The sequence below is a fragment of the Anaeromicropila populeti genome (assembly GCF_900112775.1).
In the GTDB taxonomy this organism is placed as follows: domain Bacteria; phylum Bacillota; class Clostridia; order Lachnospirales; family Lachnospiraceae; genus Anaeromicropila_A; species Anaeromicropila_A populeti.
In genome coordinates, this window is sequence record NZ_FOYZ01000004.1 from 28530 (window position 1) to 43517 (window position 14988).

A 14988-nucleotide genomic window follows, 5' to 3' on the forward strand; every position below is an offset into this window, starting at 1 on the left:
CAGTCATGTGCCAGTTTCCGCTAATACTGTATTGAGGATCCTAAAAAAAGAAAACATCATAATAGATTATAATGCAGAAAATATTGGAATTAATAATTTTGCATTCTTAAAAAGAAATGTATATTACTCAGTCATTGTAGATAATGATACTCATAAAAGGCTAGGTGTAGTTGCTTCCAGACAACAGCCAGAAGTAATAAAAGCATTAGGCCAGTTCCAAAATGTCAAAACTGTAACACGAGATTTTTCTAAAAGCTATAGAGCTGCTATACAGAAAGCCTTACCCCATGCCAAACAAATTGTGGATCGGTTTCATATTCTGAAGATTTTGACAGAACATATTGGCGAATATTTAAAAAGAACAGAAGGGCACAATAATAAAATTAAATTAATAAAAAGGCAGATGTATGGTCGCTGTAACTTCAACCTACTCCGCCTAAAAATTTTAGCCTGATTCAACTAACTTGACAAAGAGCCGAAAATATTTACACCCTCAAAATTTAACATCTGTGTACCAAAACTATTGATTTGAGAAATCTGATACTGCAAGATCGCAAAAATAGTAAAAGTCATAGGGATAGTCATGAGCAAATCCCGTTGCTTCTGTTAAACTTTCTTCTCCAGTTCTGTCACCCATTACCCTAACATATCTGATTTTTTGTCTAACTAATGATGTATATGAATGTTCAACGATGGCAAGCCATCTTGTATAAATATCCTTATAATGAACGGTTGTATTAACATCTTTATTAAAATACCCAGCGACAATACAGCCACCAAAACAAGCAACTACTGCTTCTGTAACCAATTTTGCACACATATATTCTTTTGCAGCTATTGCCACAATAATACTAACTAAAACACCTATAGCAGTATCTCTTGCAATACTAGCTTGACATACTTTTGTGTAGGAATAGCCATCTGGTTTTTGAAATCCCTCTACATAATAACCTGTAACTGCTTCAGTATAAGCTGTTATACGAGAGTAGCCTTCGTCATAAGGAAAATAAGGTGAAAATGAAGTTTGAACTAAGTTGCTTTTGTTTGGTCTTGCTACTTCAATAGTGTCATTTGATACATTTACATTAAAATCATCTACACAATAAACAGAAGTCTCTGTATTATTATTTTGATCAAATATGGTATCTGTAATTTTTTCTTTATCATTACTTAAACTTGTTTTTTCTATTAATTTATCGTCTACATATGTATTGATCGTGTTTTCATTCAAAAAAACCATAGTTATTTTATTTCCAACACTATCGGTAAAAGTAAATGAATCTGTATCTTCTGTTAAAGTTCTTGAAGCTGCTGAGGAAAATGTTGAATTACCCAAAATAGCAATAGTAAGTAGTAAGCTTAAAAGTTTAGTGATTTTTTTCATATATAGTACCTCCATTTTTTTCTTGGCAATTACAATAATCACATGTTGCGACCATTGTATAACCATATTTTTATTGATAATGTAAATAGTTGCAATGTAATTATAATTATTTTGATAAAATATGTCAATATTTTATTGTAATTTTTATGCATATGTATTATCCTATATATAATACATGTGAGTTGGGGTTATATAAATGAAAAAAAGAATAAGAATGATTTTAGATATCATATTAGAAAATAATCAGTTTATAATATCAACATTTGTTATATTAGTCATAGTGTTACTTTTTGTATCAATATTAAGGATTATTCCTTTTTCGGTAACTATTCCTATACAGTTATTAATATTGATTGTTGTAAATATTATTATTGCGTATGAAAAAAGTAATAGAAAGCAAGGCTATATTAAAAATATATTATTAAGTGTTATTTCATTTTTATTTGCAGTATATTACATGACTTTTCTATAAAAAGATCTAATAGGTTTAAGTTGTGTGTTCTGAAGGTTGTGATTAGCTTACCAGTACAAGTCCGAACTAACCAAATCAGCAGTGATCCTTGTAGCAAGCTTCGAGTACTTTTGACACCAGTGGATGCACGCCAACTTCTATGGTCATTGTCAGTTCCACCATGATCAGAAAGAAAGTGACATCGGAAGCAACAGCAAAGTGGGCAGAGTTACATAGATTTGTATCAACCGAATCGGTGGGTGGTAGGTACGGAAAGCAGTTACTACAACGGCAGTTTTTCATATCTGCAATTCAGAGTGGGTCATAAAGCTGATATAGGACGTAGTACATGAGCAAATAGTATTCCCTTAATATTCTTTTAATGGAATAAATAGAAACGGAAAAAGAGGCTTTGAAAGAGGAATCAGAGAAAGAGAATCGTATCTAGGAAACAGGGGAGCTTGCGGTATTAGAATGTAAGGAACGAAAAGATGGAGAGTGGGGGAGCGGCACCATAGACTTGGATGTGTTGCTACAAGTTGAAGTGGATCTAGAGGAAGCAAGGTACTGTATGACGATAGAGAAGGTGGATGACGTGGTAACAGAGGTGACAGTGGCTTTTGCAGGGGGAGAGATAGAGCATGTTATGGAGCAGGAGCAGTTGATACTGGAGAGTAAAGCCAGTTGGAAGAGAGTATGGTGACATCCAAATTACACAATAAAATACTAGATATTGAAAAAGAAAATAATATACATATAGATTTATTCCAAATAATAGGGCGTAATTTTGGTGTAGTTAAATGGAATGTTTTATTGGAAAAATAGAGTAAGTTATGTAGTATGTCGTGGAATAAGAACTTCTAGTAATAGCAATAATGGGAAACTGAGCCCCATGATTCTAATAATAACGAAGAGTATGTTTTAAATGTTTTAAATAATGTTCATTTACAATTCGAATATAAGCATATTATGTGCTGGCTATGCAAGCTATATCTAAGGATCCATTGAGGGTGTAAAGATTTTTGGCTCTTTGTCAAGTTAGTTGAAAAGTGGAATATTGTATCTATACTGCTAAGTAAATAAACCTATAGCAAACTGTACATACTGTGGACGGGAATCTGTAAAAATTCATAGCCGTTATCTTCGTACCGTATCTGACCTTCCGATACAAAACTATCAAGTGAAACTAGTCATTACAGTTCCTAAATATTTTTGTTGCAACAGAGACTGCCCGCATAAAACATTTGCGTATGCATTTGATTTCATTGAAACCAACTCAATTCATACAAAACGACTAAATGATTATATTTATCAGCTTGCTTTGAAAAATAGTTCGATTAATGCCAAGAATCAAATTAGTTTCAGTCATGTGCCAGTTTCCGCTAATACTGTATTGAGGATCCTAAAAAAAGAAAACATCAAAATAGATTATAATGCAGAAAATATTGAAATTGATGATTTTGCATTCTTAAAAAGAAATGTATATTACTCAGTCATTGTAGATAATCATATCAAAATAGCGGATATATCAACTGTACCCTTACATAAGAAAGAATATTTAAGTAAACGCGAGCGGAGAAAAGTGGAAACAGGAACAAGAAAGTGGGAAATAGTAAGAAAGGCACATCAATTAAAGGAGGAGGGAAATAACAACTCCAAAATTGCCCGACTATTAGGCATGGCACGTCCTACCGTGATTAAATATCTTAAAATCACAAAGCCCCCTATTGATGCCAGGCCTTGCATACGAGACCCTTTCATTCCAAGAATCAAAGAGCTTCTTTTAGATGGATTGCATTATACAGAAATATTTCAGCTCATCAAAGAGGAAGGATATCCAAGACAAATTTCTTTATATAATAGAAAAATGAAAGAAATACGGCATAAATTCAAACACAACATAAGATATTTTAGAGTTTAAAGAGATTATTTTGGGTAATGAAGTGAAAAAACTGGGAAAATGGCTTGATTTAGCTGAAAAGCGGGACAACAGAACTAAATCGTTTCATAAAATTAATAAAAGGGGACAGGGAGGCTGTAGAAAATGCAATACGGTATCATTTTAGTAATGGATTAACAGAAGGGCACAATAATAAAATTAAATTAATAAAAAGGCAGATGTATGGTCGCTGTAACTTCAACCTACTCCACCTAAAAATTTTAGCTTGATTCAACTAACTTGACAAAGAGCCATATTTTGTTACAGACCCCTTAAATATATTTTTTTTTGAGGTTTTGCTTATGCTTAAATGTTGGACACTACATAACCAGTACCGTCAGTTTATTTCTGATGGTGCTGACTCTCTATCAGAGTCTGATTTCTTGCGTTTACAAGGTTCCTATCGAAAACCTAAGAAGGGCAAACTGAAAAAGAGACAAAAACTTTCAGTTTTTAAATCTGGTGTAGTAAAGTAGGTTGCTTTGGCGGCTAAATCCGATCATTCTTTTGTTTCCTTTGAACGACTTCTACAGGAAATTTTTGTTCTTCTTGCTGTAAATCCGTCTGCCGAATGTGGGCTGATCGATTCTTCATCACTCTCTGCGGCTGGCGATGGTACATGTCTTCCAGTTCCATCTTCTAGTTATGGAATCAAGACCTGCACTTGTAAACAAGACGGTAAATGGAACTGTAAATGCAACCGTCACCTTTCTGATCCAGATGCCCGTTTGGGATGGGACAGCAGCAAGGAAATCTGGTTCTATGGGCATACAATCTACCTTCTTTCCTGTTACTGAAAGGACTATCATACGGATTTGCCTCTCTATTTTGTATCTTAAATGCAAACCGACATGAAAGTGTTCCTGCAAAGCAGAATACTCTCCCTCTGAATATGGCACAGAGTAATCTATACCAAACCGTCTGTTAATCCCAGAATCTTTACACCTATCCCACGAGGTACAAAAGCCTTCAAGAATATGTTTAAAACAAGAACGTGTTCAGAGCGTATCAATACCAGAATTCTCAATGATTATCATGTAGAACATATGTCAGCTATTGCTTGACATCTATAAATAAAATAACTTTTTTAGCCGATATACGACTGATTTGTTTGCTATGCTCTTTTTTATTCAACGCAGTGTTCCTTGCAAGAATTGATTTGAATTTTTCAAATATACATAACAAATGTATATTTACTTAAAAGTTTCCGAACCTACTCTATACCTACCTACATTCTAATTTAAAAAATGTTCCAGAGCAGGCAGGGGCTGTGACACTACCATTCTCAAATTGTGCCTTTTCTCCAAAAGAATAAATTATATTTTCTATTGTATAAGTACCAATATGACATACAGCAGTTTGTCCAGATGGATTTAGTACAATGAGGATACAACTGTCAGCAGAAGACCTTGTGTATACCAGAGGATAAGCGTTTTCTTTTGCATAAATAAATTTAATTGTTCCATCTGCTTGTAGCGCGGATTCTGCTTGACGAATACTTATTAATTTCTTGACTTCTTGCCATAACGAATCTTTGGCCTCCATCTGTGCTTTTACAGTAGGGCGGTTAGGAGATTCATCCTGCATTATATATAGTTTATCTTTAGGAGCAGCAGAAAAACCTGCATTTACTCCATTATCCCACTGCATAGGAGAGCGGGAGCCGGTTCTGCCATATCCGCCTTCAACAGAAACTAAATTTTCTATATAGCGCATACCAATTTCATCTCCATAATAAATAAATGGGGCGCCTGGCATGGATAATAAAAATGCAAATGCCAGTTTCATTTCTTCTTGAGAAAGACTTCTTGCCATACGATCCATATCGTGATTGCCAGAAGGAATACAAATAAGTCCTTTTCCGTTTGTTAAGGAATTATATTTTTTATAATGATCAACAAACTGAGAGATATCTCCTTTTCCCTCTTTTGAAAAATAAGGGTTTTCATTGCGGAATAAATCTAAGTAGTGTGATGGACCAAAATGAAGCAAGAAATCCATATGAAATCCACCTGAAAGAGACTTATCTGGTTCACCCCATTCAGAAATCATTACAGCGTCAGGGAATTCTGTGTCTAAAAATAAACGGATTTCCTGCCATAAGGCAATTGTTGCCAGACTTTCCTCATCATTTTTAACCAGTGAGCCAGCCATATCTACTCGAAAACCGTCACACCCCATGGTTAGCCAGAAGCGTATAACATCTTTCATTGCCTCTTTTGTAGCAACTGCTTCAGGGGAATCAACAGATTTTTGCCATGGCTGGTCAATTCGTGCAAAGCCATAATTTAGTGCAGGCTGTGAGGAAAAAAAGTTTATGGCACAGCTGCCATCTCGTGAGGAAATTCCCCGTATGCAGCCTGTAATATTTTTTATATCAGACATGTTATCCCAAATGCTGTCTGTCCATATATAGCGGCCGCTGTATTCATTTATTTCAGCCTTCATGGATTCCTTAAACCAAGGATGTTCAATGGAGGTATGTCCAGGTACTAAATCTAAAATAATGTGCATATTTCGCTTATGAACTTCATCAAAAAGCTCCTTTATATCTGCGTTGGTTCCATAGCGGGGAGCAACGCAAAAGTAATCAGCTATATCATAGCCAGCATCAGAAAAAGGAGAAACAAAGCAGGGATTAAGCCAGAGGGCATTGCATCCTAATTCTTTAATATAATCTAAACGGCGGATAATTCCTTGAAAATCTCCAATTCCGTCTCCATTGGAGTCTTGAAAGCTTTGAGGGTATATTTCATAAAAGACGGCTGTATTTAACCATGTATTCATTTGCGTATCCTTTCTTTCAATTATTTTATCTGTTATAATAATAGTATATTACTATTGTTTCATGTATTCTTGCAGTATTTCAAGAAAAAGTAGTACATTTTTTAGAATTGGGAGATTAAAATGAAATCTGAATTAATGGAAAAACGGCAGAGAGGAACGCAATTATTTCCGTTTCAGCATTATAAGATGAATTCCATAAATGAAAACTTGTTTGTGCCCTACCATTGGCATAGTGAAATAGAAATTATTTATGTGGTAAGTGGAAAGGTAAATTTGCTTTTGAACGGGGAAGAATTTCTTTTGAAAGATAACCATATTTATTTTATTAATCGTGAATTATTACATCAGTTTTCGAGTGTAGATTCTGGCCTAGTTTATTATGCATATGTATTTCCATTAGAATATTTAGATTTTAAGCTGGAAGATTATAGTCAAACAACGTCTATGAATCCCCTTTCAAAAAATAGATTATTTCCCTTTTGTGTTGCACCGTCTACACCAGGATATAAGCAGATAAGAGGGGAAATGATTGAATTACTTCAAATAAGTGAAAATAAGGAGGAGGGATACCAGCTAAATGTAAAGGCCTGTTTATTCAAAATAATTTCTATTTTGCAGCAAAAAAATTTATTTATAGAAAATGGAACAACAGGTAAAAATAGCTCTAGAGCAGTAAGGACGGCAGAAATAAAAGGCATTGTTTCTTATATACAAAATGAATATAAAAATTCGGTTTCTCTTGAGGAGGCAGCTACATTATTAAATTATTCTCCTAGTTATTTTTGCACGTTTTTCAAAGTCACCTTTGGAATTACTTTTGTTGAATACGTCAATCACTTTAGGGTTGAAAAGGCATGTATTTTATTAGCTTCAACTACCCTTTCCGTAATGGAGGTAGGATTTGAGGCAGGATTTAAAAATTTCAGCTATTTTATCCGGGTTTTTAAGAGAATTATGAATATGACGCCAAAGCAGTATCGAAATCAAAGTATAAAATAAATTTATTTTATAGAAATAAGTAATATTCCTCTTGACCAATAATGATATATGTGTTATATATGTAATATAACAAATGTTTATTAGTGAGGAGGAGTCCTATGAATATTAATAAATTTACACAAAAGTCTTTAGAAGCAGTGAATAACTGCGAGAAAATAGCGTATGAATTTGGAAATCAGGAATTGGTGCAGGAACATTTATTATACAGCTTTCTAACTATAGATGAGAGTCTGATTAAAAAGCTGTTAAAAAAGTTAAAAATACAAGTAAGTGAATTTGAAACGGAAGTTCAGAGCCTTCTGGAAGGCAGACCAAAAGTATCCGGAGGAAATGTTTTCGTCGGTGCAGATTTAAATAAAGTTCTGATTTATTCAGAGGATGAAGCAAAGAGAATGGGTGATGAATTTGTTTCCGTTGAGCATTTGTTTTTAAGTATGATTAAAAATGCAAATCCACAAATTAAGACTTTGTTTCAAAAGTATACGATTAATACAGAAACATTTCTTCAGGCACTTTCTACAGTTAGAGGAAATCAGAAGGTTACAAGTGATAATCCAGAGGCTACCTATGATACACTGGAAAAGTACGGGTATGATTTGGTAAAACGTGCAAAAGAACAAAAATTAGATCCTGTTATTGGAAGGGATAGTGAGATTCGAAATATTATTCGCATTCTTTCTAGAAAAACTAAGAATAATCCTGTGTTAATAGGAGAGCCTGGGGTTGGTAAAACAGCGGCAGTAGAAGGACTGGCTCAGAGAATTGTGCGGGGTGATGTGCCAGAGGCGTTAAAGGATAAGAAGATTTTTGCATTGGATATGGGTGCTTTAGTAGCGGGGGCAAAGTATAGAGGCGAATTTGAAGAAAGATTGAAGGCAGTATTAGAGGAAGTAAAAAAGAGTGAAGGGCAGATTATTTTATTTGTTGATGAGCTTCATACAATAGTAGGTGCAGGAAAGACAGATGGTGCTATGGATGCAGGAAACATGCTGAAACCTATGTTAGCAAGAGGTGAACTGCACTGTATTGGGGCGACAACATTAAATGAATATCGTATGTACATTGAGAAGGATGCTGCTTTGGAACGAAGATTTCAGCCAGTTATGGTAGCAGAACCAAGCGTAGAAGATACCATTTCTATTTTGCGTGGGCTAAAAGACCGATACGAGGTTTATCATGGAGTGAAAATTACAGATGCGGCATTAGTTTCTGCGGCAACTCTATCTAATCGTTATATTAGTGATCGTTTTCTTCCTGATAAAGCCATTGATTTGGTAGATGAGGCATGTGCTATGATAAAGACGGAGTTGGATTCTATGCCAATGGAACTGGATGATGTGCAAAGGCGAATTATGCAGATGGAAATAGAAGAGGCAGCACTGAAAAAGGAAAAGGATCGGTTAAGTGCCGAGCGTCTGGAAAACCTACAGCGCGAAATGGCAGCGCTTAGAGATGAGTTTGCAAGTGCCAAAGCTAAGTGGGACAATGAAAAAGCTGCTGTAGAAAAGGTGCAGAAGTTAAGGGAAGAAATTGAGGATTTGAATAACCAGATTCAGATAGCACAAAGAAATTATGACTTGAACAAGGCGGCTGAGCTTCAATATGGAAGGCTTCCAGAATTGGAGAAACGTCTGGCAGAAGAGGAAAAACGGTTACAAGAAGAGGATAGGGAACTAGTTCATGAAAATGTAACGGACGAGGAAATAGCAAAAATAATTGCAAGATGGACGGGTATTCCAGTAACAAAGCTGACAGAGGGAGAACGGGAAAAAATACTGCATTTAGAGGAACAGCTTCACAACAGGGTGATTGGACAAAATGAAGGTGTTACAAAGGTTTCAGAAGCTATTTTGCGTTCTAAGGCAGGGATAAAAGATCCGTCCAAACCAATAGGTTCCTTTTTATTTTTAGGACCTACAGGTGTAGGAAAAACTGAACTTGCAAAAACATTGGCAGAAAGTCTGTTTGATAATGAGCAGAATATGGTGCGCATTGATATGAGTGAATATATGGAGAAGTTTTCAGTGAGCCGTTTAATTGGAGCACCTCCAGGTTATGTAGGATACGAAGAGGGAGGTCAGTTAACAGAGGCTGTACGGCGAAAACCATATTCCGTAGTCCTTTTTGATGAAATTGAGAAAGCACATCCTGATGTATTTAATGTTTTGCTTCAGGTATTAGATGATGGGCGCATTACGGATTCACAAGGAAGAACTGTAGATTTTAAAAATACAATTTTAATTATGACATCTAATATAGGTTCCTCTTATTTGTTAGAGGGAATAAATGATTTAGGAGAAATTCAGGAAAGTGCTCAAAAATTAGTTATGGAGGACTTACGAAATCATTTTAGACCTGAATTTTTAAATCGCTTAGATGAAATTATTTTATTTAAACCGCTGTCAAAAGAAAACATAGAAGGTATAATTAATTTGTTAATACAGGATTTAAATAAACGTCTGGCAGACAAGGAACTGAAAATAGAACTAACCGAGAAAGCAAAAATCTTTATTGCTAATAGTGCCTATGATCCGTATTATGGCGCAAGACCATTAAAGAGATTTTTACAAAAGCATGTAGAAACAATTACTGCCCGTCTGATATTAAGTGATGCAGTCAGTGCGGAGGAAACAGTAGTGATTGATGTGGAGGGAGATAATTTGGTGGCAAAACCAAAAAGAAATTAAGGAATCCCTTGACAATAGTACTTTGGGCATGTTATACTCCCAATTAGCATAAACAATAACGATTAGCTCCATACCATTGAGGCTGGAGCTTTTTTTATGCAAAGGTTTTTTTGCAGTCAAGCAAAAAGCCTCAGTCAGATTTATGGTTTAGAAAGGGCAAATTTTATGGAAATAAAAACATTTGAAGAGTTTGATTTGGATCCAAAGCTGCTTCGTGCAGTTGCGGAAATGGGATTTGAGCAGCCCAGCCCAATTCAGGCTAAGGCAATACCTGCTATAATAGAAGGCAGAGATATTGTGGGACAGGCGCAGACGGGTACAGGTAAAACAGCGGCGTTTGGTATCCCTTTATTACAATCTATTGATACAAAAGAAAGACAGTTACAGGCACTTGTTTTATCCCCAACGAGAGAACTTGCAATTCAGATAGCAGAGGAATTTCGTAAATTAGGAAAGTTTTCTCATGGAATAAAAATCTTGCCGATTTATGGCGGACAGGATATTACAAAGCAAATACGTTCACTTAAGGGTGGCGTTCAGGTTATTATTGGAACACCAGGGCGTGTCATGGACCATATGAGAAGAAAAACTTTGAAAATGGATACAGTTAAAATGGTAGTACTGGATGAAGCAGATGAGATGTTAAATATGGGATTTAGAGATGATATTGAAACGATTCTTACAGCAATTCCAGAAGAACGCCAGACAATCTTATTTTCTGCAACGATGCCAAAGCCAATTATGGAAATTGCTAAGGCTTATCAAAAGGATTCAGAGATTATCAAGGTTGTAAAAAAAGAATTAACGGTACCAAAGATTGAACAGTATTATTATGAAGTAAAGAGAAAGAATAAAAATGAAGTGCTTTCAAGGCTTTTAGATATTTATGCACCTAAGCTTTCCTTAGTTTTTTGTAATACCAAAAAAGGTGTAGATGAATTGGTAGAAGATTTAAAAGGCAGAGGTTATTTTGCAGAAGGGCTTCATGGAGATATGAAGCAACAGCAAAGAGATCGTGTTATGAAGCATTTTCGTAGTGGGCAGGCAGATATTCTGGTAGCTACAGATGTTGCAGCCCGCGGAATAGATGTAGATGATGTGGAAGCGGTATTTAATTATGATTTACCACAGGACGATGAGTATTATGTACACCGTATCGGAAGAACTGGACGTGCGGGAAGAAATGGAACCGCATTCACCTTTATTGTTGGAAAAGAAGTCTATAAATTAAAGGACATTCAGAGATACTGTAAGACAAAGATTATTGCAAAACCAATACCATCCATCCATGATGTTACAAATACTAAGATGGAAAAGATTTTTTCTAAAATTGTGGATACAATTGAAACGGAAGATTTGGCATCTATGATTACCTATATTGAAGATAAAATAAATGAAGAAGACATTACGTCTTTGGATATTGCGGCAGCACTGCTTAAATTAACAATTGGTGATCCTGAGAGAGCAGAACAAAATGAAGTTGATTTTGGAGAAACTGGTGCTGAGGACGGAATGGTTCGCCTATTTATTAATATTGGTAAAAACCAAAAGACAAGACCAGGTGACATACTAGGTGCAATTGCAGGAGAAACTGGTATAAAGGGAGAATTAATAGGAACAATTGATATGTATGATAAGTACACATTTGTTGAGGTGCCTAGAGAACATGCAAGACAGGTTATTGAAGTAATGAAAAATGCTAAGATAAAGGGTAAGTCCATTAATATAGAACCTGCAAATGCTAAGTAGGTTAGTGAAGGAAATAAAAAATTTGGTTAAATAAAAAGAGTCACTGCAAAATAGATAAGAAGTTATCTGTGGAGCAGTGGCTTTTTGTATAATAAATAATTGAGCAATGTTATAACATTTGCTATAATTAAGTAATAAGTCGGAGATATGAAAACACTGAACCGAGAAATTTGGCTATAATAAAAATACAAAGGTTTTGCTAAAAAATTATATAGATATAAAAATATTTGATATTATAAAATGGATTATGGAAGGAAGAGCATATGATTTCTGAAATATATATCGAAAATTTTAGAGGAGTGAAAAATCTTAAGTTAAACGATTTAGGAAAAATTAATATAATTGCAGGGGCTAATAATACGGGTAAAACAAGTATATTAGAGGTTATTCAAAGTTTGAAGGCTCCAAATGATTTGAAAAATTGGAGAATAATAGGAAGAAGGGAAGAGAATTCACCACGAATTGTTACAACCATTTATGATACCATGAAGTCGTTATTTCCAATTAATATAGAGGCTGTGGGAGAGAGAATAAAGTATTCTGGTATTAATAATGGCGAAGCATTTGAGGTTGAAATTTCTGGACAGATTTCAGATACTATAGTAACAGAAAAGCAATTAGATTTTGCAGGTGGTTTGATATATTCAGCTAAATTGGATATTGACGATCAGGAGACAAACAATGAATTCGAAACCACTGTGATGGAAATACAATATAAAATTAACGGGAATAAATGTGGGAAAGATACAGTTTATGGAATGCAGAGGGGCTTGCGTATGACAAGTGTGAGGAACAGAAAAACAATAGTTGAAAATATAGTATATATATCACCGACTCAGCATGCACAAAATGTTGTCTTTTTAAATTCCTTGTTTACAGAGCCGGATTTGTATGAACAGTTTGTGGAAATAATGAGACAGTTTGATCCTTATTTTATATCTATAAATTCGATTGAAGAAGAAAACTCATACGGAAGAAAATTTGTTATTTTATCTAAAAATCATAAAGAAGGTTTGCTGTTAAATGCATATGGAGATGGCATGAAAAAAGCAATGCTTTTATTAAGTGCTGTCATAAGGGCCAAAGATGGGATTTTGCTATTAGATGAATTTGAAACAGCAATTCATATTTCTGCTATGAAAGATGTCTTCAGCTGGATTATTGATACTGCTGTTAAATTGAATGTTCAAATATTTATGACCTCACATAGCATAGAAGCTATTGAATCAGTCCTAAAGTGTTGTCCTGTTTTGCAAACAAATATACGTATGATTACACTAGTGAAAGTTGAAGATGAAGTTAAAGTTCGAAATGTAAATGGGGAAAAAGCTGTTCAATTATTAGATGAGTATGGATTGGAGTTAAGATAAATGAAAACACTTATTTTGTGTGAAGGGACAACGGATTTAATTATGTTGCAATTTGTGTTACAGTATAAATATGATTGGAAATATGATGGATTTGTTGAAAATGCAATTACAAACCGCCTGATCAAGAAAAGGCTTATTAAAGACAACCAGATAACTGAAATAAATTCATGTGGTGGTATTACAAATATATCAAAAGAAATGCTGAAAATTAAGGAAGTAATAGAATATGCAACGAAAAACGATGAAATATATAATAAAATTATTATTATGATAGATCATGATACAGTTGATAGTAATAAGAAGTTTATTGAGCAGTTAAATATATGTATAGGAGAAACTTTTACTGAAAATCAGATTAATATTTGGAGTCAATGGGAAGTTGAAAATTTAGTTTTAGGGGTTCAAAAAATTGAATTATATATTAAATGTATACCAGAAACTGAAACGGGAGCCATTGAATCGATTATGTTAAATGCATTAGGTATAGATGCCATAGAACAGAAAGTGATACAGGAAAGTAGTAGGTTTATTGAGAAAATAGCGAATACTCAAAATAGATACTTACAAAAAAAGTCAGGCATATATAAGGCAATTTTTAATACATATTTTTCAATTAGAACACCTGAAGAAACATACGCTGAAAGAGCAAGAATACTAAGGGCATATGATTGGAAAAATAATGAGATTTTAAATTGTGGTTTTAGTTTTTTAAATTACTAAAAAACAGTCTTAAAATGGGGCAGACACCTGCCCCATTTTAATTTTCATATAAACTTTGTAGGCAATACAACTAATTTTTTATTAACCAAAATATCTTTTCAACAATCCCTTAAAAGCCTTGCCATGTCTAGATTCGTTCAGTGACTATGATTTATTATGTTGGGATTTAAAGGGATTGGGAAGTCAATGTCCCGTTATCCCGTATATTTCCCGCGAGTTTTTCGATTTTATTTAGCTTGTTTTGGTAGGGTTTTCTTTAATTTCTGTTTTGAGTTTGTTGTCCCCTGTTGAAACTGTGTATCAGTAACAGGACCGTAAAAATTGCTTATGTAATTCACTATTTGAGGCTCATTTTTTGCTTTTTCTTTTTCGTCTGTTGTAAAACTTAAATTGTCGCCTAATATTCTGTACTCTTCAAGTGTAATAGACCAATCAAGTATTCTATTTTTAACTTGTTCTATGATATTGCTAACAGAGTTTGGAGATATTAGAATAATATAAGTGGTCTTAAATGGTATATATTTATTAAGTAAATCTATTTCTTTACCGCTCAATGATAGATTTAATTGCTTATCGTTTGATACGAGTAAGCTGTTTATACTGGGAATTGAGTCATAAATTTTTCTAATGCTAAAACGTTTTTCCTCCTCACCTGAAATAACAACAGGAACCCATCCATGTACAGGGTTCAATGCTTTAAGGTCACCTCTGATATACCTATAATCAGGAAGATTATCTGTATTTTTGTATCCGTTTAATTCACTATATATCCATTCTTGAAAATCCTTTAAATCTAATTTTCTTGCAATAAGACTTGATTTTCTTAATAGTGATAATATATCAGCGTCACTTTTTAAAGCTTCTTCTTGTAATTCTAAAACAATAGCCATAACACACCACCT

Annotated in this window: 16 protein-coding genes; 13 read left to right on the forward strand and 3 right to left on the reverse strand. The window is 34.2% G+C overall.

What is annotated here, in order from left to right:
* On the forward strand, nucleotides 1–454 hold a 454-nt coding region (locus BM305_RS05905; protein ID WP_177214568.1), incomplete at its 5' end, for a transposase.
* A 66-nt stretch (nucleotides 455–520) separates the two neighbouring features.
* Here BM305_RS05905 and BM305_RS05910 read toward each other — a convergent pair.
* The gene (locus BM305_RS05910; RefSeq protein ID WP_092559786.1) at nucleotides 521–1384 is read right to left on the reverse strand and encodes a hypothetical protein; all 864 of its coding nucleotides are present in this window, start codon (nucleotides 1382–1384) and stop codon (nucleotides 521–523) included.
* A 196-nt stretch (nucleotides 1385–1580) separates the two neighbouring features.
* Between BM305_RS05910 and BM305_RS05915 the strand changes: the two genes are divergently transcribed.
* The 7 genes from BM305_RS05915 (at nucleotide 1581) to BM305_RS19320 (ending at nucleotide 4571) form a co-directional block, all read left to right on the forward strand.
* The gene (locus BM305_RS05915) at nucleotides 1581–1856 is read left to right on the forward strand and encodes a hypothetical protein (protein WP_092559787.1); all 276 of its coding nucleotides are present in this window, start codon (nucleotides 1581–1583) and stop codon (nucleotides 1854–1856) included.
* A gap of 505 nt (nucleotides 1857–2361) precedes the next feature.
* A complete protein-coding gene (locus tag BM305_RS18910) occupies nucleotides 2362–2538 on the forward strand; it encodes a hypothetical protein (protein ID WP_207649459.1) in 177 nt (58 codons plus the stop codon).
* 384 nt (nucleotides 2539–2922) lie between these two features.
* Nucleotides 2923–3756 (forward strand): transposase family protein, encoded by an 834-nt coding sequence (locus BM305_RS05920; RefSeq protein WP_092559788.1) that lies wholly within the window; start codon nucleotides 2923–2925, stop codon nucleotides 3754–3756.
* A gap of 10 nt (nucleotides 3757–3766) precedes the next feature.
* A complete protein-coding gene (locus BM305_RS19605) occupies nucleotides 3767–3901 on the forward strand; it encodes a hypothetical protein (protein WP_272481946.1) in 135 nt (44 codons plus the stop codon).
* Complete coding sequence (locus tag BM305_RS19870) at nucleotides 3852–4004, forward strand: transposase (protein ID WP_408606116.1); 153 nt, start codon at nucleotides 3852–3854, stop codon at nucleotides 4002–4004. Before BM305_RS19605 ends, BM305_RS19870 begins: the two co-directional genes overlap by 50 nt.
* Nucleotides 4005–4076: 72 nt before the next feature.
* Nucleotides 4077–4250 carry a hypothetical protein gene (locus BM305_RS18915; protein ID WP_177214570.1) on the forward strand — a complete coding sequence of 58 codons (174 nt, stop codon included), beginning with the start codon at nucleotides 4077–4079 and terminating at the stop codon, nucleotides 4248–4250.
* A gap of 6 nt (nucleotides 4251–4256) precedes the next feature.
* Entirely contained in the window at nucleotides 4257–4571 is a 315-nt protein-coding gene (locus BM305_RS19320; protein ID WP_143099137.1) for a hypothetical protein, read from the forward strand.
* Between the two features lie 427 nt (nucleotides 4572–4998).
* Here BM305_RS19320 and BM305_RS05935 read toward each other — a convergent pair whose 3' ends face one another.
* Nucleotides 4999–6561, reverse strand: coding sequence for an alpha-amylase family glycosyl hydrolase (locus tag BM305_RS05935; protein ID WP_092559790.1), 1563 nt, complete (start codon nucleotides 6559–6561; stop codon nucleotides 4999–5001).
* A gap of 120 nt (nucleotides 6562–6681) precedes the next feature.
* Here BM305_RS05935 and BM305_RS05940 point away from each other — a divergent pair, with 120 nt between their 5' ends.
* The 5 genes from BM305_RS05940 to BM305_RS05960 all read left to right on the forward strand — a co-directional run bounded on the left by BM305_RS05940 (nucleotide 6682) and on the right by BM305_RS05960 (nucleotide 14086).
* Entirely contained in the window at nucleotides 6682–7560 is an 879-nt protein-coding gene (locus BM305_RS05940) for an AraC family transcriptional regulator (RefSeq protein WP_092559791.1), read from the forward strand.
* A 98-nt stretch (nucleotides 7561–7658) separates the two neighbouring features.
* Nucleotides 7659–10247, forward strand: a complete 2589-nt coding sequence (clpB, locus tag BM305_RS05945; protein WP_092559792.1) for an ATP-dependent chaperone ClpB — start codon at nucleotides 7659–7661, stop codon at nucleotides 10245–10247.
* A gap of 165 nt (nucleotides 10248–10412) precedes the next feature.
* Nucleotides 10413–11996 carry a DEAD/DEAH box helicase gene (locus tag BM305_RS05950; protein WP_092559994.1) on the forward strand — a complete coding sequence of 528 codons (1584 nt, stop codon included), beginning with the start codon at nucleotides 10413–10415 and terminating at the stop codon, nucleotides 11994–11996.
* Nucleotides 11997–12259: 263 nt separating this feature from the next.
* Entirely contained in the window at nucleotides 12260–13366 is a 1107-nt protein-coding gene (locus BM305_RS05955; protein ID WP_092559793.1) for an AAA family ATPase, read from the forward strand.
* Complete coding sequence (locus BM305_RS05960; RefSeq protein ID WP_092559794.1) at nucleotides 13367–14086, forward strand: DUF3226 domain-containing protein; 720 nt, start codon at nucleotides 13367–13369, stop codon at nucleotides 14084–14086. It begins immediately after the preceding gene.
* Between the two features lie 227 nt (nucleotides 14087–14313).
* Here BM305_RS05960 and BM305_RS05965 read toward each other — a convergent pair whose 3' ends face one another.
* Complete coding sequence (locus BM305_RS05965; RefSeq protein ID WP_092559795.1) at nucleotides 14314–14976, reverse strand: AbiTii domain-containing protein; 663 nt, start codon at nucleotides 14974–14976, stop codon at nucleotides 14314–14316.
* Nucleotides 14977–14988: the final 12 nt, after the last annotated feature.